Genomic DNA, 17022 nt, shown 5'->3' with positions numbered 1-17022 from the left:
AAGGATTAACATGACGAATAAAACATACAAAATTGCGATTTTACCGGGCGATGGTATTGGCCCTGAAGTAATGGAACAAGCACATAAAGTTCTGGATGCAATTGAGAAAAAACACGCAATTTCATTTTCACGCGAGCAGCATGATGTTGGTGGTATTGCGATTGATAACCATGGTTGTCCGCTACCAGAGAGCACAGTAAAAGGTTGTGAAGAATCAGATGCCGTATTATTTGGTTCGGTTGGTGGCCCTAAGTGGGAAAACTTACCACCTAACGATCAACCTGAGCGTGGTGCCCTACTTCCTCTGCGTAAACATTTCCAACTATTCTGTAATCTTCGTCCTGCGCAAATTCATAAAGGATTAGAAAATTTCTCTCCACTGCGTGCTGATATTTCTGGTAATGGTTTTGATATCGTCGTGGTTCGTGAGTTGACTGGCGGCATCTATTTTGGTCAGCCAAAAGGTCGTGAAGGCGAAGGTCCTCAAGAAAAAGCCTACGATACTGAAATTTACCACCGCTACGAAATCGAACGTATTGCAAAGATTGCCTTTGAATCAGCTCGTCTACGTAATAAAAACGTTTATTCAATTGATAAAGCTAACGTTCTACAAAGCTCCATTCTATGGCGTGAAGTGGTAGAGGAAGTGGCACAAGATTACCCAGATGTAAAACTAAGCCATATGTACATTGATAACGCGACCATGCAGTTAATCAAAGATCCTTCTCAGTTTGATGTAATGCTATGTTCAAACATCTTTGGTGACATTATCTCTGATGAGTGCGCGATGATCACAGGCTCTATGGGTATGCTTCCTTCTGCAAGCCTAAATAAAGATAACTTTGGTTTGTATGAACCAGCAGGTGGTTCAGCACCAGATATCGCAGGTAAAAACATCGCAAACCCAGTGGCTCAGATCTTATCTGCTGCACTGATGTTACGTTACAGCCTAGGTGAAGAAGAAGCAGCACAAAGTATTGAAGCTGCCGTATCTAAAGCGCTGTCAGCAGGTGAACTTACGGCAGATCTTGCTGGTGATAAACCCGCACTAACTACCTCAGCAATGGGCGATAAAATCGCTGAATACATTTTGAATTCGTAATTCAAGGAAGAAGCAATGTCTAACGCAAAAACATTATACGAAAAAGTTTATGATGCCCATGTTGCTGTAGCAGCAAAAGGCGAAACCCCGATTCTATACATCGATCGTCACTTGGTGCACGAAGTGACTTCGCCACAAGCGTTTGATGGGTTACGTGAAAAAGGTCGTAAAGTTCGTCAAGTAGGTAAAACTTTCGCAACAATGGATCATAATGTATCGACACAAACCAAAGACATTAATGCCTCTGGTGAAATGGCTCGAATCCAAATGGAGACGCTATCAAAAAACTGTGAAGAGTTTGGCGTGACCCTTTACGATCTAAACCATAAATACCAAGGTATTGTGCACGTTATGGGCCCAGAGCTCGGTATTACTTTACCAGGTATGACGATTGTGTGTGGTGATTCACACACTGCAACCCACGGCGCATTTGGTTCGTTAGCATTTGGTATTGGTACCTCTGAAGTAGAGCATGTATTAGCGACACAAACGCTAAAACAAGCACGTGCTAAAACCATGAAAATCGAAGTCAAAGGCAAAGTAGCTGAAGGCATTACGGCAAAAGATATCGTGCTTGCGATCATAGGTAAAACAACGGCTGCTGGTGGTACTGGCTACGTGGTTGAATTCTGTGGAGAAGCGATTACCGACCTTACGATGGAAGGTCGTATGACGGTATGTAACATGGCAATCGAATTAGGTGCTAAAGCAGGCCTTATCGCACCAGACCAAACGACATTCGACTACATTACTGACCGTAAATTCTCACCTCAAGGCGAAGACTTAACGGCGGCTATTCAATACTGGTCATCACTAAAAACGGACGATGACGCTGAGTTTGATGCTGTAGTAACACTTGAAGCCGCTGACATTAAACCTCAAGTAACTTGGGGCACCAACCCAGGTCAAGTCATTGCCGTTGATCAACCAATCCCTGCTCCTGAGAGTTTTTCTGACCCAGTAGAAAAAGCGTCAGCTGAAAAAGCACTGGCTTACATGGGACTTGAAGCGGGTAAATCTCTGTCTGATTACAATGTAGATAAAGTGTTTGTTGGCTCTTGTACTAACTCACGCATCGAAGACATGCGCGCTGCTGCCGCCGTAGCAAAAGGGAATAAAGTGGCTGCTCATGTTCAAGCGTTAATTGTTCCAGGTTCTGAGCAAGTAAAAGCACAAGCAGAAAAAGAAGGTCTAGATGTGATCTTTAAAGAGGCAGGTTTTGAATGGCGCTTACCGGGTTGCTCTATGTGTCTTGCAATGAATAACGATCGTTTAGGTCCACAAGAGCGTTGTGCATCAACATCTAACCGTAACTTTGAAGGTCGCCAAGGCCGTGATGGTCGAACTCACCTAGTTAGCCCAGCAATGGCAGCAGCAGCGGCAATTGCAGGCCACTTTGTTGATATTCGCACTGTTACAGCACAAGCATAAAGGAATTTACTATGTCAGGTTTTAAGCAACATACAGGTCTAGTCGTTCCTTTAAATACGGCAAACATTGATACCGATGCGATCATTCCAAAGCAGTTTCTACAAAAAGTAAACCGCACTGGTTTTGGTAAACACTTATTCCATGACTGGCGATTTCTTGATGATGCTGGTGAGCAAGCAAACCCTGAGTTTGTGATGAATGCACCACGTTACCAAGGCGCAAGTATTCTCCTTGCTCGTGAGAATTTTGGTTGTGGTTCATCTCGTGAACACGCCCCTTGGGCATTAGCTGATTATGGTATTCAAGTCATGATCACCCCAAGCTTTGCCGATATTTTTTATGGTAACTCAATCAATAACCAGATGATCCCAGTTCGTTTAACGGACATTGAAGTGGATGAAATTTTCCAATTCGTTGAAGCAAACGAAGGCGCAGAAATCACCGTTGATTTAGAAGCGATGTTAGTAACCGCTAACGGGAAACAATACAACTTTGAAATTGATGAATTCCGTCGCCACTGTTTATTAAATGGTTTAGACAATATAGGTTTAACGCTGCAACACGCTGATAAAATCTCAGAATATGAAGCGAAGATCCCAAGCTTCTTGAAATAGGATTCAGGATTCGTATTCAGGAAATATTAGAGGTTGATATGAACGTATCAACCTCTTTTTTGTCTATAAAACACAGGCCATCTATAATACATAATTATTAGTAAACAAAAGTCAGGTACCTTTTATGAAAACCCTTATCTCCTCGTTACTTTTGCTTTTCTCATTCAATACTTTTGCAGCACCAAAATCTGAATTATGGGATTATTGGGATGCAAGTAATGAAAAAAATGCCACCACTATTTCACACCAATATTGGCAGCAAACATTAGATAAATACCTAGAAAATCAAGGGGAATACTCTCTTTTTGATTATGCTAATGTAACTAATTCTGATGAGAAAATCTTAAATAGTTATTTACGCCAAATGCGCCGAATTGACCCTAGAAAGTATAAGAAATCTGAGCAATATGCTTATTGGGTAAATCTTTATAATGCCATCACTGTAAAAATTATTTTAGATAACTATCCAATCAAGTCGATTACAAAATTGGGAGGGCTGTTTAGTTTTGGACCTTGGGATGAAGAAGTGATTACGGTCGCAGGTAAAGCCTTAACCTTAAATGACATTGAGCATCGAATTCTTCGCCCAATTTGGAACGACCCAAGAACCCACTATGCGGTGAATTGTGCCAGTTTTGGTTGCCCTAACCTACAGGCAAAAGTATTCACAGCAAACAACAGCGAACAATTACTGAATAAAGCCGCCACAGAATTTATTAATAGTAAAAAAGGCGTACTTATTACTAATAACAAAGTTCAACTTTCATCTATCTATGAGTGGTTCGTTCTCGATTTTGGCAATCAACAGCAACTTTTTGCACACCTAAAAAAATATCGCCCAGAATTAAAACCATTCAAAGGCGATATCAGTTATGAGTACGATTGGGATCTGAATAAACAATAATATTGTTCATTCAAATAAAGGGATTATTTCATCCCTTTTGCTTTCTTAATTAAATCGTACGCACCTTGGATTTCTTGTGCTTTTTCTTTTGCCATGTTCATCATTTCAGGTGGTAAGCCTTTCGCTACTAACTTATCAGGGTGATGTTCATTCATTAGCTTACGATGCGCGCGCTTAATTGCTTTCGCATCGGCATCCTCACTAACACCTAATAAATTATATGCATCTTTCAGTTGATCTGCTGAACTGGCTTTTTGCCACTGTCCATGACTTTGATGTGAACCACCCTGCTGACCAGAGAAGCCTCCACCTTGTTGAAAACGAAAAGCGGCTTCTTGCATCTTTAAGCGTTTTTCAAGTTGTTCAGCACTAAAACCAAGTTCTTCAGCAACAATATGTAAGATGTCACGCTCACTTGGGTGAATATCACCGTCAGCAATCGCTGATGCAATTTGCAGTTCTAAAAAGAATTGCAATAGGTCATAACGACCACCGGTGATCGACCGAATTTTTTGCAGCGTTTCTCGCAATGGAAAGTCATTATCTTTACCTTCAATGAACGCTTCTTGTGCTTCTTTCTTTTGAGAAGCACTTAAGTTCATACGATCCATCATCATAGATGCTAATTGGATCTCTTGTGCTGTCACTTGCCCTTTTGCTTTCGCAACGTGCCCCATAACAGCAAAAGCAGCATGGAAAAACTCCGCTTGCTTTTGAGTTTGAGAAGCACCGCCAGTTTGAAAGGTAAAACCGCTGTTTGCCATGCGTTTTGCTTTATCAAATTGATGACCAATAAAGAGCCCTAATGCCGCGCCAAAAAAGCCGCCAAATAGGAAACCAAAAAAACCACCTAATATTTTGCCAAATATTTGCATTTTATATTCCAATTAATGAATTATTCTATTTTTACTCTGTCACACTCTGAGCAAACGCAGCCTGTTACTTTACAACCATTAATAGATGATAGCGACATCTTATGGGTGGTTTGGGTATGGCTTTTGCTTTATTATAAACAACTGACTCTGTCTAGTCTCTTTGAGTATATCAGCGGATTAATATAACGAACAGGAACGTCTAACTCGATGCCTTTTACCTCTCGCAGCCTACTTGCTTCATTTGCTGGATGCCTTCTTTACGGTTCTCCCGTCATCGCTGATGATGGAAGTAAACCTGTATCTCCAGAAAGTAGCATAATCTTCCCTTTGCAATCTGACACAGTAAACTCCTGTGAAGTACCAGATAAAACCTCAAAAGAGGAAGAAGATCAACAACCTGTGCTTATTCAAGCAGACAGCGTTGAAGCCAGTAATAATTCAAAAGCGACCTATAAAGGTAACGTTCATATTATTAAAGGCCGTCAAGAGATCAAAGCAGACAGTATTACTTTGCATCAACAAGAGAATATTGCTATTGCAGAGGGCAATGTAGATTACTCAAGCATGGATATGAGGTCAACATCGGATAAGGTCACGACTGATTTAACCACCGAAGACACCACCATGATCAACACTTCCTATAGAATGGCGTGTCAACCAATTCGAGGAGAAGCAAGTAGAGTATTAAAAACAGGACAAGCCATTTATCAACTTGAAGATGCTTCTTTTACCACTTGCCCGGCTGACGATAACAGTTGGCGTTTTAAAGCCAGTGATATCGAACTTGATCAATCTGATGAATGGGCAACATTCTACAATGCTCGCTTTGAAGTACTTGATGTCCCTATTTTATATCTTCCTTATGTCACCGTTCCTGTCGGCGATACTCGAAAAACAGGTCTACTAATACCTAGCGCTGGCTTAGACAGTAAAAATGGCTTTGAACTATCCATTCCTATCTATTGGAATATAGCACCAAATTATGACGCCACTACGACCCTTAATTATATGGAAAAACGTGGTACTCAATTCGAAGGTGAATTTCGTTATTTAGAAAACTTTGGTGAAGGTACTGTCGACCTTGAATACCTTAATGACGATGCTAAATTTAAAGATAAAGGCTCTCGTTGGGGAATCAGTTGGAATCATTCAGGAATATATGAGAAGAATTGGAAATTTGATGTTGAATACGCTCAAGTCAGTGATATTGATTATTTTCAAGACTTAAGTTCTAGCATTGGTACGCGAGATGAAGGTCAATTACAACAATCAGGTGAGGTCTCCTATCGAACTCAAGATTGGGATATGACCATGCGTGTTCGTGACTTCCAAGTATTAGTCGATGATCAAAATCCATATCGCTTAATGCCACAACTTGAATTTAATTATTACGCTCCACAGCTTTATAAAGAGCTGGATTTCACCCTACATAGTCATATAAGTAAGTTTGAAACTGATGATCCATCAAAACCATCTGCAACTCGTGTGCACATGGAGCCCAAATTAAGCTTACCATTAAGCTCAACTTGGTGGTCATTAACACCAGAAGCAAGCCTGCTTTATACATATTATTCACAAGAATTTGATTCAAAAAGTGCATCATTATCTGATTTAGAAGAAGAAACAGACAGAACAATTCCTGAAGTTCGCATCAATGGTGCGATTTATTTAGACAGCACACATAAATTTTTAGGTGAATACTTACAAACCTTAGAACCTAAAATACAATACCTGTATGTTCCAGAGGTCGATCAAAGTGAAATCTACGGTGGTACCGGTGATGGAGGCTATGACAGCAACAAATTACAACTAGACTACTACGGACTATTTAGAGATCGTCAATACAGTGGTGTTGATTACATTGCACAAGCTAACCAATTTAGTATTGGTGCAACATCGCGATTTTATGATAATTCTTATAAAGAGCGTATGAATATTTCTTTTGGTCAAATCCTCTACCTTTCAGGTACAGGTACTAAAAACGACAATAATGACAGTAAAAACTCGTCAGCTTGGGCAATTGAAAGCGACTTTAATTATGATGATTATCTATTTTATCATGGCGGCATTCAATATGACTCGAATGAGGATGAACTTCAAGTCGCAAACAGTACTTTGGAATATCGAGTACCTAAAGGATACGTTCAAGTAAATTATCGTTATGTAAGTAAAAACTACATTGAAAGTAACGTGAACTTTGAAGACTCTTTAGAAAAGATTACACAGTTCGGTATTTATCAAGCAGGACTACTCACTCAATATAATATTGGTAATAATTGGGCCCTACAAGGCCAATATTTCCATGATACAAAAGAAGACCAAATGATAGAAGCACTGGTCGGCGCTATGTATATGAGTGATTGTTGGTCATTTGGCTTAACTTACAGTAATCAATTAATTGCTCCAAACTCTGATACTCCAGGAACAATAGGTTCTTACCAACCAGAATATGAAAGTAATGTAATGCTTTCAATTGGTATTAGAGGATTAGGTACAAACACAGCTGTAACCTCAGGTTCTGCAACCAATGCTTTAGGCTATGGTCGCCCATTTTATTTAAATAATTAATTTATACGGACATACATGAAATACCTTTTCTCTAACGGTATTTCATGCTCCTTACTCTTGGATGACACTATGAAAAACTGGAAATTCCCATTGGTTAGCACCTTATTATTAATGCTAACCATCAATGTACAAGCAGCACCGGTTGAACTTGACCGAGTGGTGGCGATTGTTGACGAAGGCGTAGTCCTTCAAAGTGATATTGATACTTCACTAAAAACAATAAAAATAAACGCTCAAGAAAAAAATCAACCTTTACCAGAAGAATCTATACTTCGTGAACAAGTTCTTGAAAAGCTTATTGTAGATACGATTCAAACTCAACAAGCTGAAAAAATGGGCATTCGAATTGATGATACTCGCTTAGAAGATGCGTTGAAAAGTATTGCAAAAGAAAACAATATGACACTTGCTCAACTACAGCAGAAAACAGCCGCACAAGGGCTGTCTTATGCTAGTTTTCGAGAGCAAATTCGTAAAGAGATAGCAGCAAGTGAAGCTCGAAATGCGCAAGTTCGTCGTCGTATAAACATATTGCCACAAGAAGTAGAAAGTCTCGCCTTATTACTATCAGAAGAAACTCAGGCTACCGTTCAATACAAAATAAGCCATATTCAACTACGAATAGAAGATGGTGCAACTCAAGCGGATAAAGAAGCGTTAGAGCAACAAGCAAAAGATCTAACGGAACGATTAAAGCAAGGTGCTGATTTCGCTACCATGGCATACACTTATTCAAAAGGTCCGAAAGCACTACAAGGTGGCGATTGGGGTTGGATGCGTAAAGAAGAAATGCCTACCATCTTCGCAGACCAAATTACCGGCGAAGGTAAAAATAGTATTATTGGCCCTTTCCGTTCAGGCGTTGGTTTTCATATTCTTAAAATCGATGATGTAAAAGGGCTTGAAACAATCGCAGTAACCGAAGTAAATGCACGCCATATCTTAATCAAGACCTCGGTAATCATGAGTGATGAAGGTGCACAACGTCAGCTAAATAATATTATCGCAGACATTAAAGCAGGTAATGATACCTTTGCCGAAATGGCTAAACGCTATAGCCAAGATCCAGGCTCTGCCGCAAAAGATGGTGAATTAGGCTTCCAAACCCCTGATTTATACGTTCCTGAATTTAAGCACCAAATAGAAACATTACCAATAGGGCAGATAAGTGCACCATTTAAAACAGTTCATGGCTGGCATATTGCTGAAGTATTAGAGCGTCGCCAAGTTGATAGAACGGATGCAGCAATGAAAAATAAAGCTTACCGCATTCTAATGAACCGTAAGTTTAACGAAGAATCAGGTGCTTGGTTACAAGAAATAAGAGCAAGTGCTTACGTCGAAATATTACAAGATAATGATAGCAGTGATGAAAATGAATAATATTAAACGTATAGCTATCACCCCAGGTGAGCCCGCGGGTATTGGTCCAGATCTTGTTCTTACTATTGCACAACAAGATTGGCCTCATCAGTTGGTTATCTGTGGTAATCGAACGGCATTAGAACAAAGAGCAAAACAATTAAAGTTATCAATTAATATTGAAAACTACGATGTAAATACACCCGCAAAATCTCATCGTGCTGGGACATTAATTGTAGATAACATCGAATTAGGCACAGACGTTATTGCTGGTCAGCTAAATGAAGTGAATGGTCACTATGTATTAGAAACCTTAACGCGCGCCGCTCAAGGTAATATGGATGGTGAGTTTGATGCCGTAGTTACCGGCCCAGTACACAAAGGGGTAATTAATCGTGCAGGTGTTGCTTTTAGTGGCCATACCGAGTTCTTTGCCGAATTATCTAATACACAACAAGTTGTAATGATGCTAGCAACAGAGGGACTTCGCGTTGCGTTAGTAACTACTCACATACCTTTAGCTTATGTCGCTAAAGCAATTACTGATGACCGATTAAAACAAGTCATTCGAATCTTACATCAAGATTTAATCACTAAGTTTGGCATCATTAACCCTGCTATTTTTGTCTGTGGATTAAATCCGCATGCAGGTGAAGATGGCTGTCTTGGTCGCGAAGAAATTGATATCATAGCGCCTGCATTAAATGAATTACGTGAAGAAGAAGGCATGAACTTAATCGGTCCATTGCCAGCAGACACGTTATTTCAAGATAAATACCTACAAGAAGCGGACGCGGTACTCGCTATGTATCACGATCAAGGGCTTCCTGTGCTAAAATTTAAAGGCTTTGGAAAATCGGTAAACATTACGTTAGGTTTACCTTTCATCCGAACCTCCGTAGACCATGGTACTGCATTGGAATTAGCAGGTACTGGAAAAGCAGATGCAGGAAGCTTTATTACCGCACTTACCCATGCAATTGAACTGGTAGAAAATAAATGAGTACAAGAAATGATGTCCATTTAGGCCATAAAGCGAAGAAACGCTTTGGTCAGAACTTCTTAAATGACCCTTATGTGATCGATGGAATCGTATCTGCAATTAATCCTCTACCAGGCCAAAACCTAGTAGAAATTGGTCCAGGTCTTGGTGCTATCACTGAACCTGTTGGCCGTGAAATTGACAAATTTACCGTTATTGAACTTGACCGTGACTTGGCTGCTCGTTTACGTACGCACCCAGAACTAGGTAGCAAACTAACGATTCATGAAGGCGACGCAATGCGCTTCGACTTCACGCAACTTATCCAAGAAGGTAATAAATTACGTATTTTTGGTAACTTGCCATATAACATCTCAACACCTTTAATGTTCCACCTTTTTGAGTTTCATAAAGACATCCAAGACATGCACTTTATGCTACAAAAAGAAGTGGTTAACCGTCTAGCTGCGGGTCCTGGGACTAAAGCTTATGGTCGCCTAACCGTTATGGCACAATATTACTGTAGAGTAATGCCTGTACTTGAAGTGCCACCAACAGCATTTGTTCCACCACCGAAAGTTGATTCTGCGGTTGTTCGCTTAGTGCCTTATGAAGTACTTCCATATCCGGCAAAAAACCTAAAGTGGCTTGATCGTGTATGTCGTGAAGGCTTTAATCAGCGTCGTAAAACAGTTCGTAACTGTTTTAAAGCATTACTAACTAGAGAGCAGCTAGAAGAATTAGGCATCAATCCTACTCTTCGCCCTGAAAACTTAACGTTAGAACAATTTGTAACGATGGCAAACTGGTTAAATGATAACTTCCAAGCTGAATCAAAAGAATCAGCTTAAGTCTTTATACATGACTAACAACTAGTAAATAAAAGGTGACTTCATTGTCACCTTTTTTCTATCTATTTTATACCCAACTAATAAAAGGAAAGGGACATGGCAACGTATTTTGTGGGTGATATTCAAGGGTGTTTAGACGAACTACTTTTACTTTTAGAACAGGTTAATTTCGATAGAGAATACGACCAGCTCTGGTTAACTGGCGATCTTGTTGCTCGCGGACCTAAATCATTAGAAACCCTTCGCTTTGTAAAATCATTAGGGAAAGCCGCTGTCACCATTCTTGGAAACCATGACCTTCACTTACTTGCTGTATCTCAGGGCATTTCTCGTGTCAAAGAGAAAGATAAAACCGCCCCTATTTTCTCCGCGCCAGACAGTAAAGAATTATTAACGTGGTTACGCCAACAACCTTTATTAGCCATTCACCCTGAGCATAATATTGTAATGAGTCATGCTGGTATTTCTCCTCAATGGGACATCAATATAGCGATGGAATGCGCTCGTGAAGTTGAAGCGATTTTACAATCAGATAAATGGGTTTGGTTATTAGAGAATATGTACGAAAACCATCCTGATTTATGGCGAGCAGATCTTACTGGTATCGAGCGTTATCGCTATATTATCAACGCCTTTACACGCATGCGTTTTTGTTTTAATGACGCAAGATTAGATATGGATTGTAAACAACCTCCACAGGACTTATCAGCAGAAGATAAAGATAAATTAGTCCCTTGGTTTGAGTTAAGCTCCCGCCTTCCTCTAACTCATAGAGTCATATTTGGTCATTGGGCTGCTCTGATGGGGTATGATGGAAATGACGTGATAGCGTTGGATACAGGTTGTGTTTGGGGTGAGTATATGACGATGTATCGTGTTGATGATGGGAAGTATTTTACGCAGAAGGCAATAGAGCAGTAACGAGATACGAGGACGCTACGCTCGAGGGACGAGTAAGTACAGAAACTAGAAACGATACGCTTCGCTGACTAGAGACTATAAGAGCAAAGAATGAGGTTTCCGGAAAATCAAAAGCGAGTACACCTGAAACCTGCAAGCGAAGCGATCTGAACCCTGCTCTTATAGAAGCGAAGCGGTCTAGTTTCTAGTTAGCCTAGCGTATAGTCTCTATCGTTCAAGAACCACAAATTCCATATCATATTTATTCTTTTCATCTTTCAAATACGTTTCAGAATGAGCCGGCTTCCAACCCTCACCCCAATCTGGAAATTGAGTATCACCTTCGATATCAGCATCGATAAACGTAAGATACAGTTTGTCAGCATCAGCAAGACAGGCTTGATAAATTGAACCACCACCAATGACCATTAGCTCGTCAATATCACCAGCGACTTGTTTCGCTTCATCAATTGAAGTCACACAAGTGACCCCTTCAATCTTCAGATTCACATCGCGGCTTAATACAATATTTAAACGACCCGGCAAAGGGCGACCAATCGATTCATAGGTTTTACGCCCCATTACAATTGGCTTACCCATAGTGCATTGCTTAAACCATCCAAAATCAGCAGGTAAGTGCCATGGCATTTGGTTATCAATACCAATAATACGATTCTTTGCCATTGCGGCGATCATGCTAATTTTCAAAACTATTCCTTATATATTCAGATTTAAACAATCGACTTTCTACGGTAAAACAGTAGACCAGGCATAGCAAGACCAATTGCTAATGCTGCTATTGTAAATAAAGTTTTAACTAGATTATCAATCATCAACCCCCACAGTTCCGGTGAATAACCAAGATGGTTAATCTCTACAACAGCAATCATTGCCTTAAAGGCAAAAACACCAGGGATCATCGGAATTAGTGCTGCTACGGTAAATACTTTAGGATGAGCAAGAAAACGATGAGACCAATGTACTCCGATCATACCCACCGTTGTTGCGGCGCATAGTGTCGCCCACTCTAATGGTGCACCATAATGCATTAGTAAGAATCGAGTACCATGTCCAATTGCTCCACCAATTGCACAATATTTTAAAGCCTTTACCGGTACATTAAAAACGAGAGCAAAACCTACCGCGGGGATCATTGCAAAAAACATATCGTTTAATAATGCTAAGAATAATTCAACCATCGCATTCGTCATTATATTGTCCATCAGTTAATCCACCCCCATACGCCGACTAAATTCATAGCACCAACAATACCAATACTGGTTGATAACGTAAGCAGAGTGGCAAATGTCCAACGCGCAATTCCCATATTCACGTAGCCTTTCACCATATCTGCAACAGCATTAATTAAGGGAAAACCGGGAACCAACATCAAAACAGAAGAAGCCATTGCAAGAAAGGGAGTATTTCCAATATTAAAAACAACAGCTTGAGAAGAAATAATAGTAGTAACGAAGGCTGTTATGCCGAAGTTCAGTAATGGATTGAAGTGCCGATGCCCAATCTCTTGTCTAACAATCATCCCTAAAGAAGAAGCAAGAAATGTCATTATAAAAACAGGCCAATCACCACCGGCTAAGCGACAAAAACTGGCGCAAGATAATCCAATCATCACAACTACAAGCCAACGATTATATCTTTCCGGACTAATCGCATCTAACTTTATAGCGGCTTCATGTCTATCTAATAAGCCTTTTTCAGACATAATGCAGATCCGTTGGATCTCTGTCACGGCTCTCATATTTATACCGCGATCTGGCGCTCTACGAGCTGTTGTCATGCAATGTTCATTTATCACTGTCGTAATTACAAGTGAGCTTGCTGATAGTGATATTTCAACGTCATCAGCTCCAACTGCAAGTCCTAATCGTCGACTCACATCTGAAACTAAGCTACTTTCAGCACCATGTTGAAGTAACATTTGCCCAGTTTTGGCGACTAGGCGTGATATTTCCCTTTGCTTTTCGTCCATTTTCTTCGTAATAGTTAACTAAATGAACCTCCATTCTAAGCTATTCATTTTTATCTTTAATGACTTAAATAAAAAAAACCGCAACAAGTGCGGTTTTTTATAATAATTATCTTGATTAAGACTTAATCACGAGCATAGATAACATGACCGTCATCTTCTTCGTCATCCCAATCATCATCATCGTCACCGTCTTCAGTAACTACGTTTTTACCTGACATTGCGTCTTTATGGTAATCATCCCACATGAAGTCAACTTTAAGCTCTGCTTTTTCTTCATCTGTCATAATTTCTTTTGGTAAAGTATCCATAAAGTCAGACAGCTCATTACAAACTTCTTGAGTACCTGTACGACTTACCGCAGCAATCTTAAAGTGAGCGCCTTCCCAAGCTAACGCTTCTAAGATCTCAGAGATCTTTTCATTCGCTTCTTCTTCAAGAAGAAGATCCGTCTTGTTAAATAATAACCAACGAGGTTTTCTAGCTACTTTTTCACTGTAACGCTCTAACTCATCAATGATAGTTAATGCATTTTGAACAGGATCACTGCCATCAATAGGAAGAATATCAATCACATGAAGCAAGACACGACAACGCTCAAGGTGTTTCAAGAAACGAACACCAAGGCCTGCACCTTCAGCTGCACCTTCAATCAGACCAGGAATATCCGCAATAACGAAGCTCTTATTACCACGAGCACGAACCACACCTAAGCTAGGGATAAGGGTCGTAAATGGATAATCAGCTACTTTTGGTTTTGCTGCAGATACTGCACGAATAAAGGTTGATTTACCGGCATTTGGTAAACCAAGCATACCAACATCAGCAAGCAAAAGAAGCTCTAGACGAAGCTCACGAACTTCACCTTTTGTTCCCATTGTCTTTTGACGAGGAGCACGGTTAACCGATGATTTAAAACGAGTATTACCTAAACCATGCCAGCCGCCTTTAGCAACCATGATCTTCATACCGTGAGCCATTAGTTCTGCAACTTTCTCACCAGTATCAATATCAATAGCACGCGTACCTACAGGTACTTTCAACGTAATGTCTGCACCACGTCGACCAGTACTATTAGTACCACCACCATTTTTACCACGCTCAGCGTCGTAAAAACGATTGAAGCGGTAATCAATAAGTGTATTTAGGTTTTCATCCGCTTCTAGGTAAACATCACCACCGTCGCCGCCATCACCGCCATCAGGGCCGCCTTTAGCAACAAACTTTTCACGCCAAAAACTAACAGTACCGTTACCGCCGTCGCCTGCATCTACTTTAATTGTCGCTTCATCAACGAATTTCATTTTCTTCTCCGAGCTGTAGCGCTGGTAATCTTTTCAGTAATTGTCCATTCTGATACAAGCTTTTCACTGTAAATCAAAATGACATTATGAGAATGGATCTTCTATGATCTTTACGCTACGTAATATATAAACATAGTCACTAGTTAAGTATTCTAGCATTTAAACTCATTAGTAATACCAACCTAATAGAAGTATAAATGACAAAATAATTAACTGGTGACTATCCATAAATAAAAAGCCCCGCCAAGTGGCAGGGCTTTTAAAATTAGTTTTTAAAAACGATTATTCAGCGTCGATAGAAACGAATTTACGGTTTTTAGGACCTTTAACTTCAAATTTCACTTTACCTTCAGATAGAGCGAATAGAGTATGGTCTTTACCGATGCCTACGTTAGTACCAGCGTGGAATTTAGTACCACGCTGACGAACGATGATGTTACCTGCAAGAACAGATTCGCCACCGAAACGCTTAACACCAAGACGTTTACTTTCTGAATCGCGGCCGTTACGAGTAGAACCGCCAGCTTTTTTATGTGCCATTTTTTATTCTCCTTAAATTAAGCGCTGATGCCAGTGATTCTGACTTCAGTGAACCATTGACGATGGCCCTGTTGCTTACGAGAATGCTTACGACGACGGAACTTAACGATTTTAATTTTATCGCCACGACCGTGCTGAACTACTTCCGCAGTTACTTTACCGCCAGCTACTAAAGGTGCACCAACAGTGATTTCTTCACCGTTAGCAATCATAAGAACGTTGTCGAAATCAACTGTTGCGCCAGTCTCAACGTCTAATTTTTCCAAGCGAAGAGTTTGACCTTCACTTACACGGTGTTGTTTACCACCAGATTGGAAAACAGCGTACATATTTTACTCCGCTACTTTCGCACTACCATATATTTTGTTTACTCAACAATTTTGGTGTGCGTTAAACTTGTCATCAATAGGGTCCGGATTCTACGCGAATGATTTCAATCTGACAACCCAAAATTGAAGAAAAATGATGAAAAGATAAACGAAATAGTCAATCGGCTAAAAGAGAGGAATTTTCGACTGTATTGCTACCCTCAATTTAGTGTATTATTTATGTAATCACTTATTACAATAAAGCCTAACTTAGGCCCTAACCTTGCTGGAAGAATAATGGATTTTAAAGCTATCCAAGCCCTCACGGCTGATGACATGGCAATCGTAAATGAAACCATCCTAGCTCAACTGAATTCAGACGTTGCGCTTATCAACCAACTTGGTTTTTACATTGTAAGCGGCGGTGGTAAACGCTTGCGTCCAGTGCTTGCCATTTTATCTGCAAAAGCACTTGGATACGAAGGTAAAGATCACACTATGGCTGCGGCCTTTATTGAGTTTATTCATACTGCCACGCTGCTTCACGATGACGTGGTAGATGAATCAGATATGCGTCGCGGAAAAGCAACAGCTAACGCTGAATTTGGTAATGCTGCAAGCGTACTCGTTGGTGACTTTATCTACACTCGCTCATTTCAAATGATGACAAGCCTAGGATCCATAAAGATCCTTAGTCTTATGAGTGAATCTGTTAACGTGATCGCCGAAGGTGAAGTACTTCAATTAATGAATTGTAATGATCCTAACACCACCGAAGAAAGCTATATGCAGGTTATCTATTCTAAAACCGCTCGTTTATTTGAAGCTGCAACTCAGATTGGCGCGATCCTAAATGATGCACCCCAAGAGATCGAAACCGCATTACAAAACTACGGTAAATACTTAGGTACCGCTTTCCAATTGATCGATGACGTAATGGATTACACCTCAGACGGTGAAGACATGGGTAAAAATGTCGGTGACGATCTTGCTGAAGGAAAACCAACCCTTCCTCTATTACATGCAATGAATCATGGTAATAAAGAGCAAGCGGCAATGATCCGTGAAGCAATAGAAAACGGAAACGGCTTAGATAAACTAGAACCTATTCTTGCCTGTATGAAAGAAGTAGGATCTTTAGAATACACAAAACAAAAAGCCGATGAAGAAGCGGATAAAGCAATTGCTGAATTAACCATGTTGCCAGAGTCTGAATATAAAGAGGCATTAAAAGCGTTAGCCCATTTAGCGGTAAAACGCAGTAAGTAGTCTTAATAAAAATACAATATAAAAA

Annotated in this window: 17 protein-coding genes; 10 read left to right on the top strand and 7 right to left on the bottom strand. The window is 40.2% G+C overall.

Annotated features, from left to right (window positions below; all coding sequences use genetic code 11):
• The first annotated feature begins 10 nt into the window (after window positions 1-10).
• The 4 genes from leuB to A6E06_RS14925 all read left to right on the top strand — a co-directional run bounded on the left by leuB (window position 11) and on the right by A6E06_RS14925 (window position 4051).
• Window positions 11-1102 carry a 3-isopropylmalate dehydrogenase gene (gene leuB / locus A6E06_RS14940; RefSeq protein WP_065592233.1) on the top strand — a complete coding sequence of 364 codons (1092 nt, stop codon included), beginning with the start codon at window positions 11-13 and terminating at the stop codon, window positions 1100-1102.
• A 15-nt stretch (window positions 1103-1117) separates the two neighbouring features.
• The gene (gene leuC, locus A6E06_RS14935) at window positions 1118-2533 is read left to right on the top strand and encodes a 3-isopropylmalate dehydratase large subunit (protein ID WP_065592234.1); all 1416 of its coding nucleotides are present in this window, start codon (window positions 1118-1120) and stop codon (window positions 2531-2533) included.
• Window positions 2534-2544: 11 nt separating this feature from the next.
• Window positions 2545-3147 (top strand): 3-isopropylmalate dehydratase small subunit, encoded by a 603-nt coding sequence (gene leuD / locus A6E06_RS14930; RefSeq protein WP_065592235.1) that lies wholly within the window; start codon window positions 2545-2547, stop codon window positions 3145-3147.
• A gap of 124 nt (window positions 3148-3271) precedes the next feature.
• On the top strand, window positions 3272-4051 hold the full coding sequence (locus A6E06_RS14925; RefSeq protein ID WP_065592236.1) for a DUF547 domain-containing protein: 780 nt from the start codon (window positions 3272-3274) through the stop codon (window positions 4049-4051).
• A 23-nt stretch (window positions 4052-4074) separates the two neighbouring features.
• On the opposite strand, the gene djlA is transcribed toward A6E06_RS14925, so the two are convergent.
• A complete protein-coding gene (djlA, locus tag A6E06_RS14920) occupies window positions 4075-4926 on the bottom strand; it encodes a co-chaperone DjlA (RefSeq protein ID WP_065592237.1) in 852 nt (283 codons plus the stop codon).
• 207 nt (window positions 4927-5133) lie between these two features.
• Here djlA and lptD point away from each other — a divergent pair, with 207 nt between their 5' ends.
• The 5 genes from lptD (at window position 5134) to apaH (ending at window position 11610) form a co-directional block, all read left to right on the top strand.
• Window positions 5134-7494, top strand: a complete 2361-nt coding sequence (lptD, locus tag A6E06_RS14915; protein ID WP_065592238.1) for an LPS assembly protein LptD — start codon at window positions 5134-5136, stop codon at window positions 7492-7494.
• A gap of 69 nt (window positions 7495-7563) precedes the next feature.
• Window positions 7564-8877, top strand: a complete 1314-nt coding sequence (gene surA / locus A6E06_RS14910) for a peptidylprolyl isomerase SurA (protein ID WP_065592239.1) — start codon at window positions 7564-7566, stop codon at window positions 8875-8877.
• Entirely contained in the window at window positions 8870-9859 is a 990-nt protein-coding gene (gene pdxA / locus A6E06_RS14905; RefSeq protein ID WP_083190355.1) for a 4-hydroxythreonine-4-phosphate dehydrogenase PdxA, read from the top strand. Before surA ends, pdxA begins: the two co-directional genes overlap by 8 nt.
• Window positions 9856-10689 carry a 16S rRNA (adenine(1518)-N(6)/adenine(1519)-N(6))-dimethyltransferase RsmA gene (gene rsmA, locus A6E06_RS14900; RefSeq protein WP_065592241.1) on the top strand — a complete coding sequence of 278 codons (834 nt, stop codon included), beginning with the start codon at window positions 9856-9858 and terminating at the stop codon, window positions 10687-10689. The genes pdxA and rsmA overlap by 4 nt, the downstream gene beginning before the upstream one ends.
• A gap of 96 nt (window positions 10690-10785) precedes the next feature.
• Window positions 10786-11610 carry a bis(5'-nucleosyl)-tetraphosphatase (symmetrical) ApaH gene (gene apaH, locus A6E06_RS14895; protein WP_065592242.1) on the top strand — a complete coding sequence of 275 codons (825 nt, stop codon included), beginning with the start codon at window positions 10786-10788 and terminating at the stop codon, window positions 11608-11610.
• A gap of 207 nt (window positions 11611-11817) precedes the next feature.
• On the opposite strand, the gene folA is transcribed toward apaH, so the two are convergent.
• The 6 genes from folA to rplU form a co-directional block, all read right to left on the bottom strand.
• Window positions 11818-12297, bottom strand: a complete 480-nt coding sequence (gene folA / locus A6E06_RS14890) for a type 3 dihydrofolate reductase (protein WP_065592243.1) — start codon at window positions 12295-12297, stop codon at window positions 11818-11820.
• A 23-nt stretch (window positions 12298-12320) separates the two neighbouring features.
• Window positions 12321-12812 carry a threonine/serine exporter family protein gene (locus A6E06_RS14885; protein WP_065592244.1) on the bottom strand — a complete coding sequence of 164 codons (492 nt, stop codon included), beginning with the start codon at window positions 12810-12812 and terminating at the stop codon, window positions 12321-12323.
• Complete coding sequence (locus A6E06_RS14880) at window positions 12812-13579, bottom strand: threonine/serine exporter ThrE family protein (protein ID WP_065592245.1); 768 nt, start codon at window positions 13577-13579, stop codon at window positions 12812-12814. Before A6E06_RS14880 ends, A6E06_RS14885 begins: the two co-directional genes overlap by 1 nt.
• Before the next feature lie 122 nt (window positions 13580-13701).
• Window positions 13702-14880, bottom strand: coding sequence for an Obg family GTPase CgtA (gene cgtA / locus A6E06_RS14875; RefSeq protein ID WP_065592246.1), 1179 nt, complete (start codon window positions 14878-14880; stop codon window positions 13702-13704).
• A gap of 282 nt (window positions 14881-15162) precedes the next feature.
• On the bottom strand, window positions 15163-15420 hold the full coding sequence (gene rpmA, locus A6E06_RS14870; protein ID WP_012549189.1) for a 50S ribosomal protein L27: 258 nt from the start codon (window positions 15418-15420) through the stop codon (window positions 15163-15165).
• A 17-nt stretch (window positions 15421-15437) separates the two neighbouring features.
• Entirely contained in the window at window positions 15438-15749 is a 312-nt protein-coding gene (gene rplU, locus A6E06_RS14865; protein WP_060993942.1) for a 50S ribosomal protein L21, read from the bottom strand.
• A 276-nt stretch (window positions 15750-16025) separates the two neighbouring features.
• On the opposite strand from rplU, the gene ispB reads away from it, so the two are divergent.
• A complete protein-coding gene (ispB, locus tag A6E06_RS14860) occupies window positions 16026-16997 on the top strand; it encodes an octaprenyl diphosphate synthase (RefSeq protein WP_065592247.1) in 972 nt (323 codons plus the stop codon).
• Window positions 16998-17022: the final 25 nt, after the last annotated feature.

The organism is Aliivibrio sp. 1S175, from assembly GCF_001690985.1.
GTDB lineage: Bacteria > Pseudomonadota > Gammaproteobacteria > Enterobacterales > Vibrionaceae > Aliivibrio.
The sequence above is the reverse complement of the archived record's forward strand: the minus strand, read 5'-3'. Positions and strand labels throughout refer to the sequence as shown.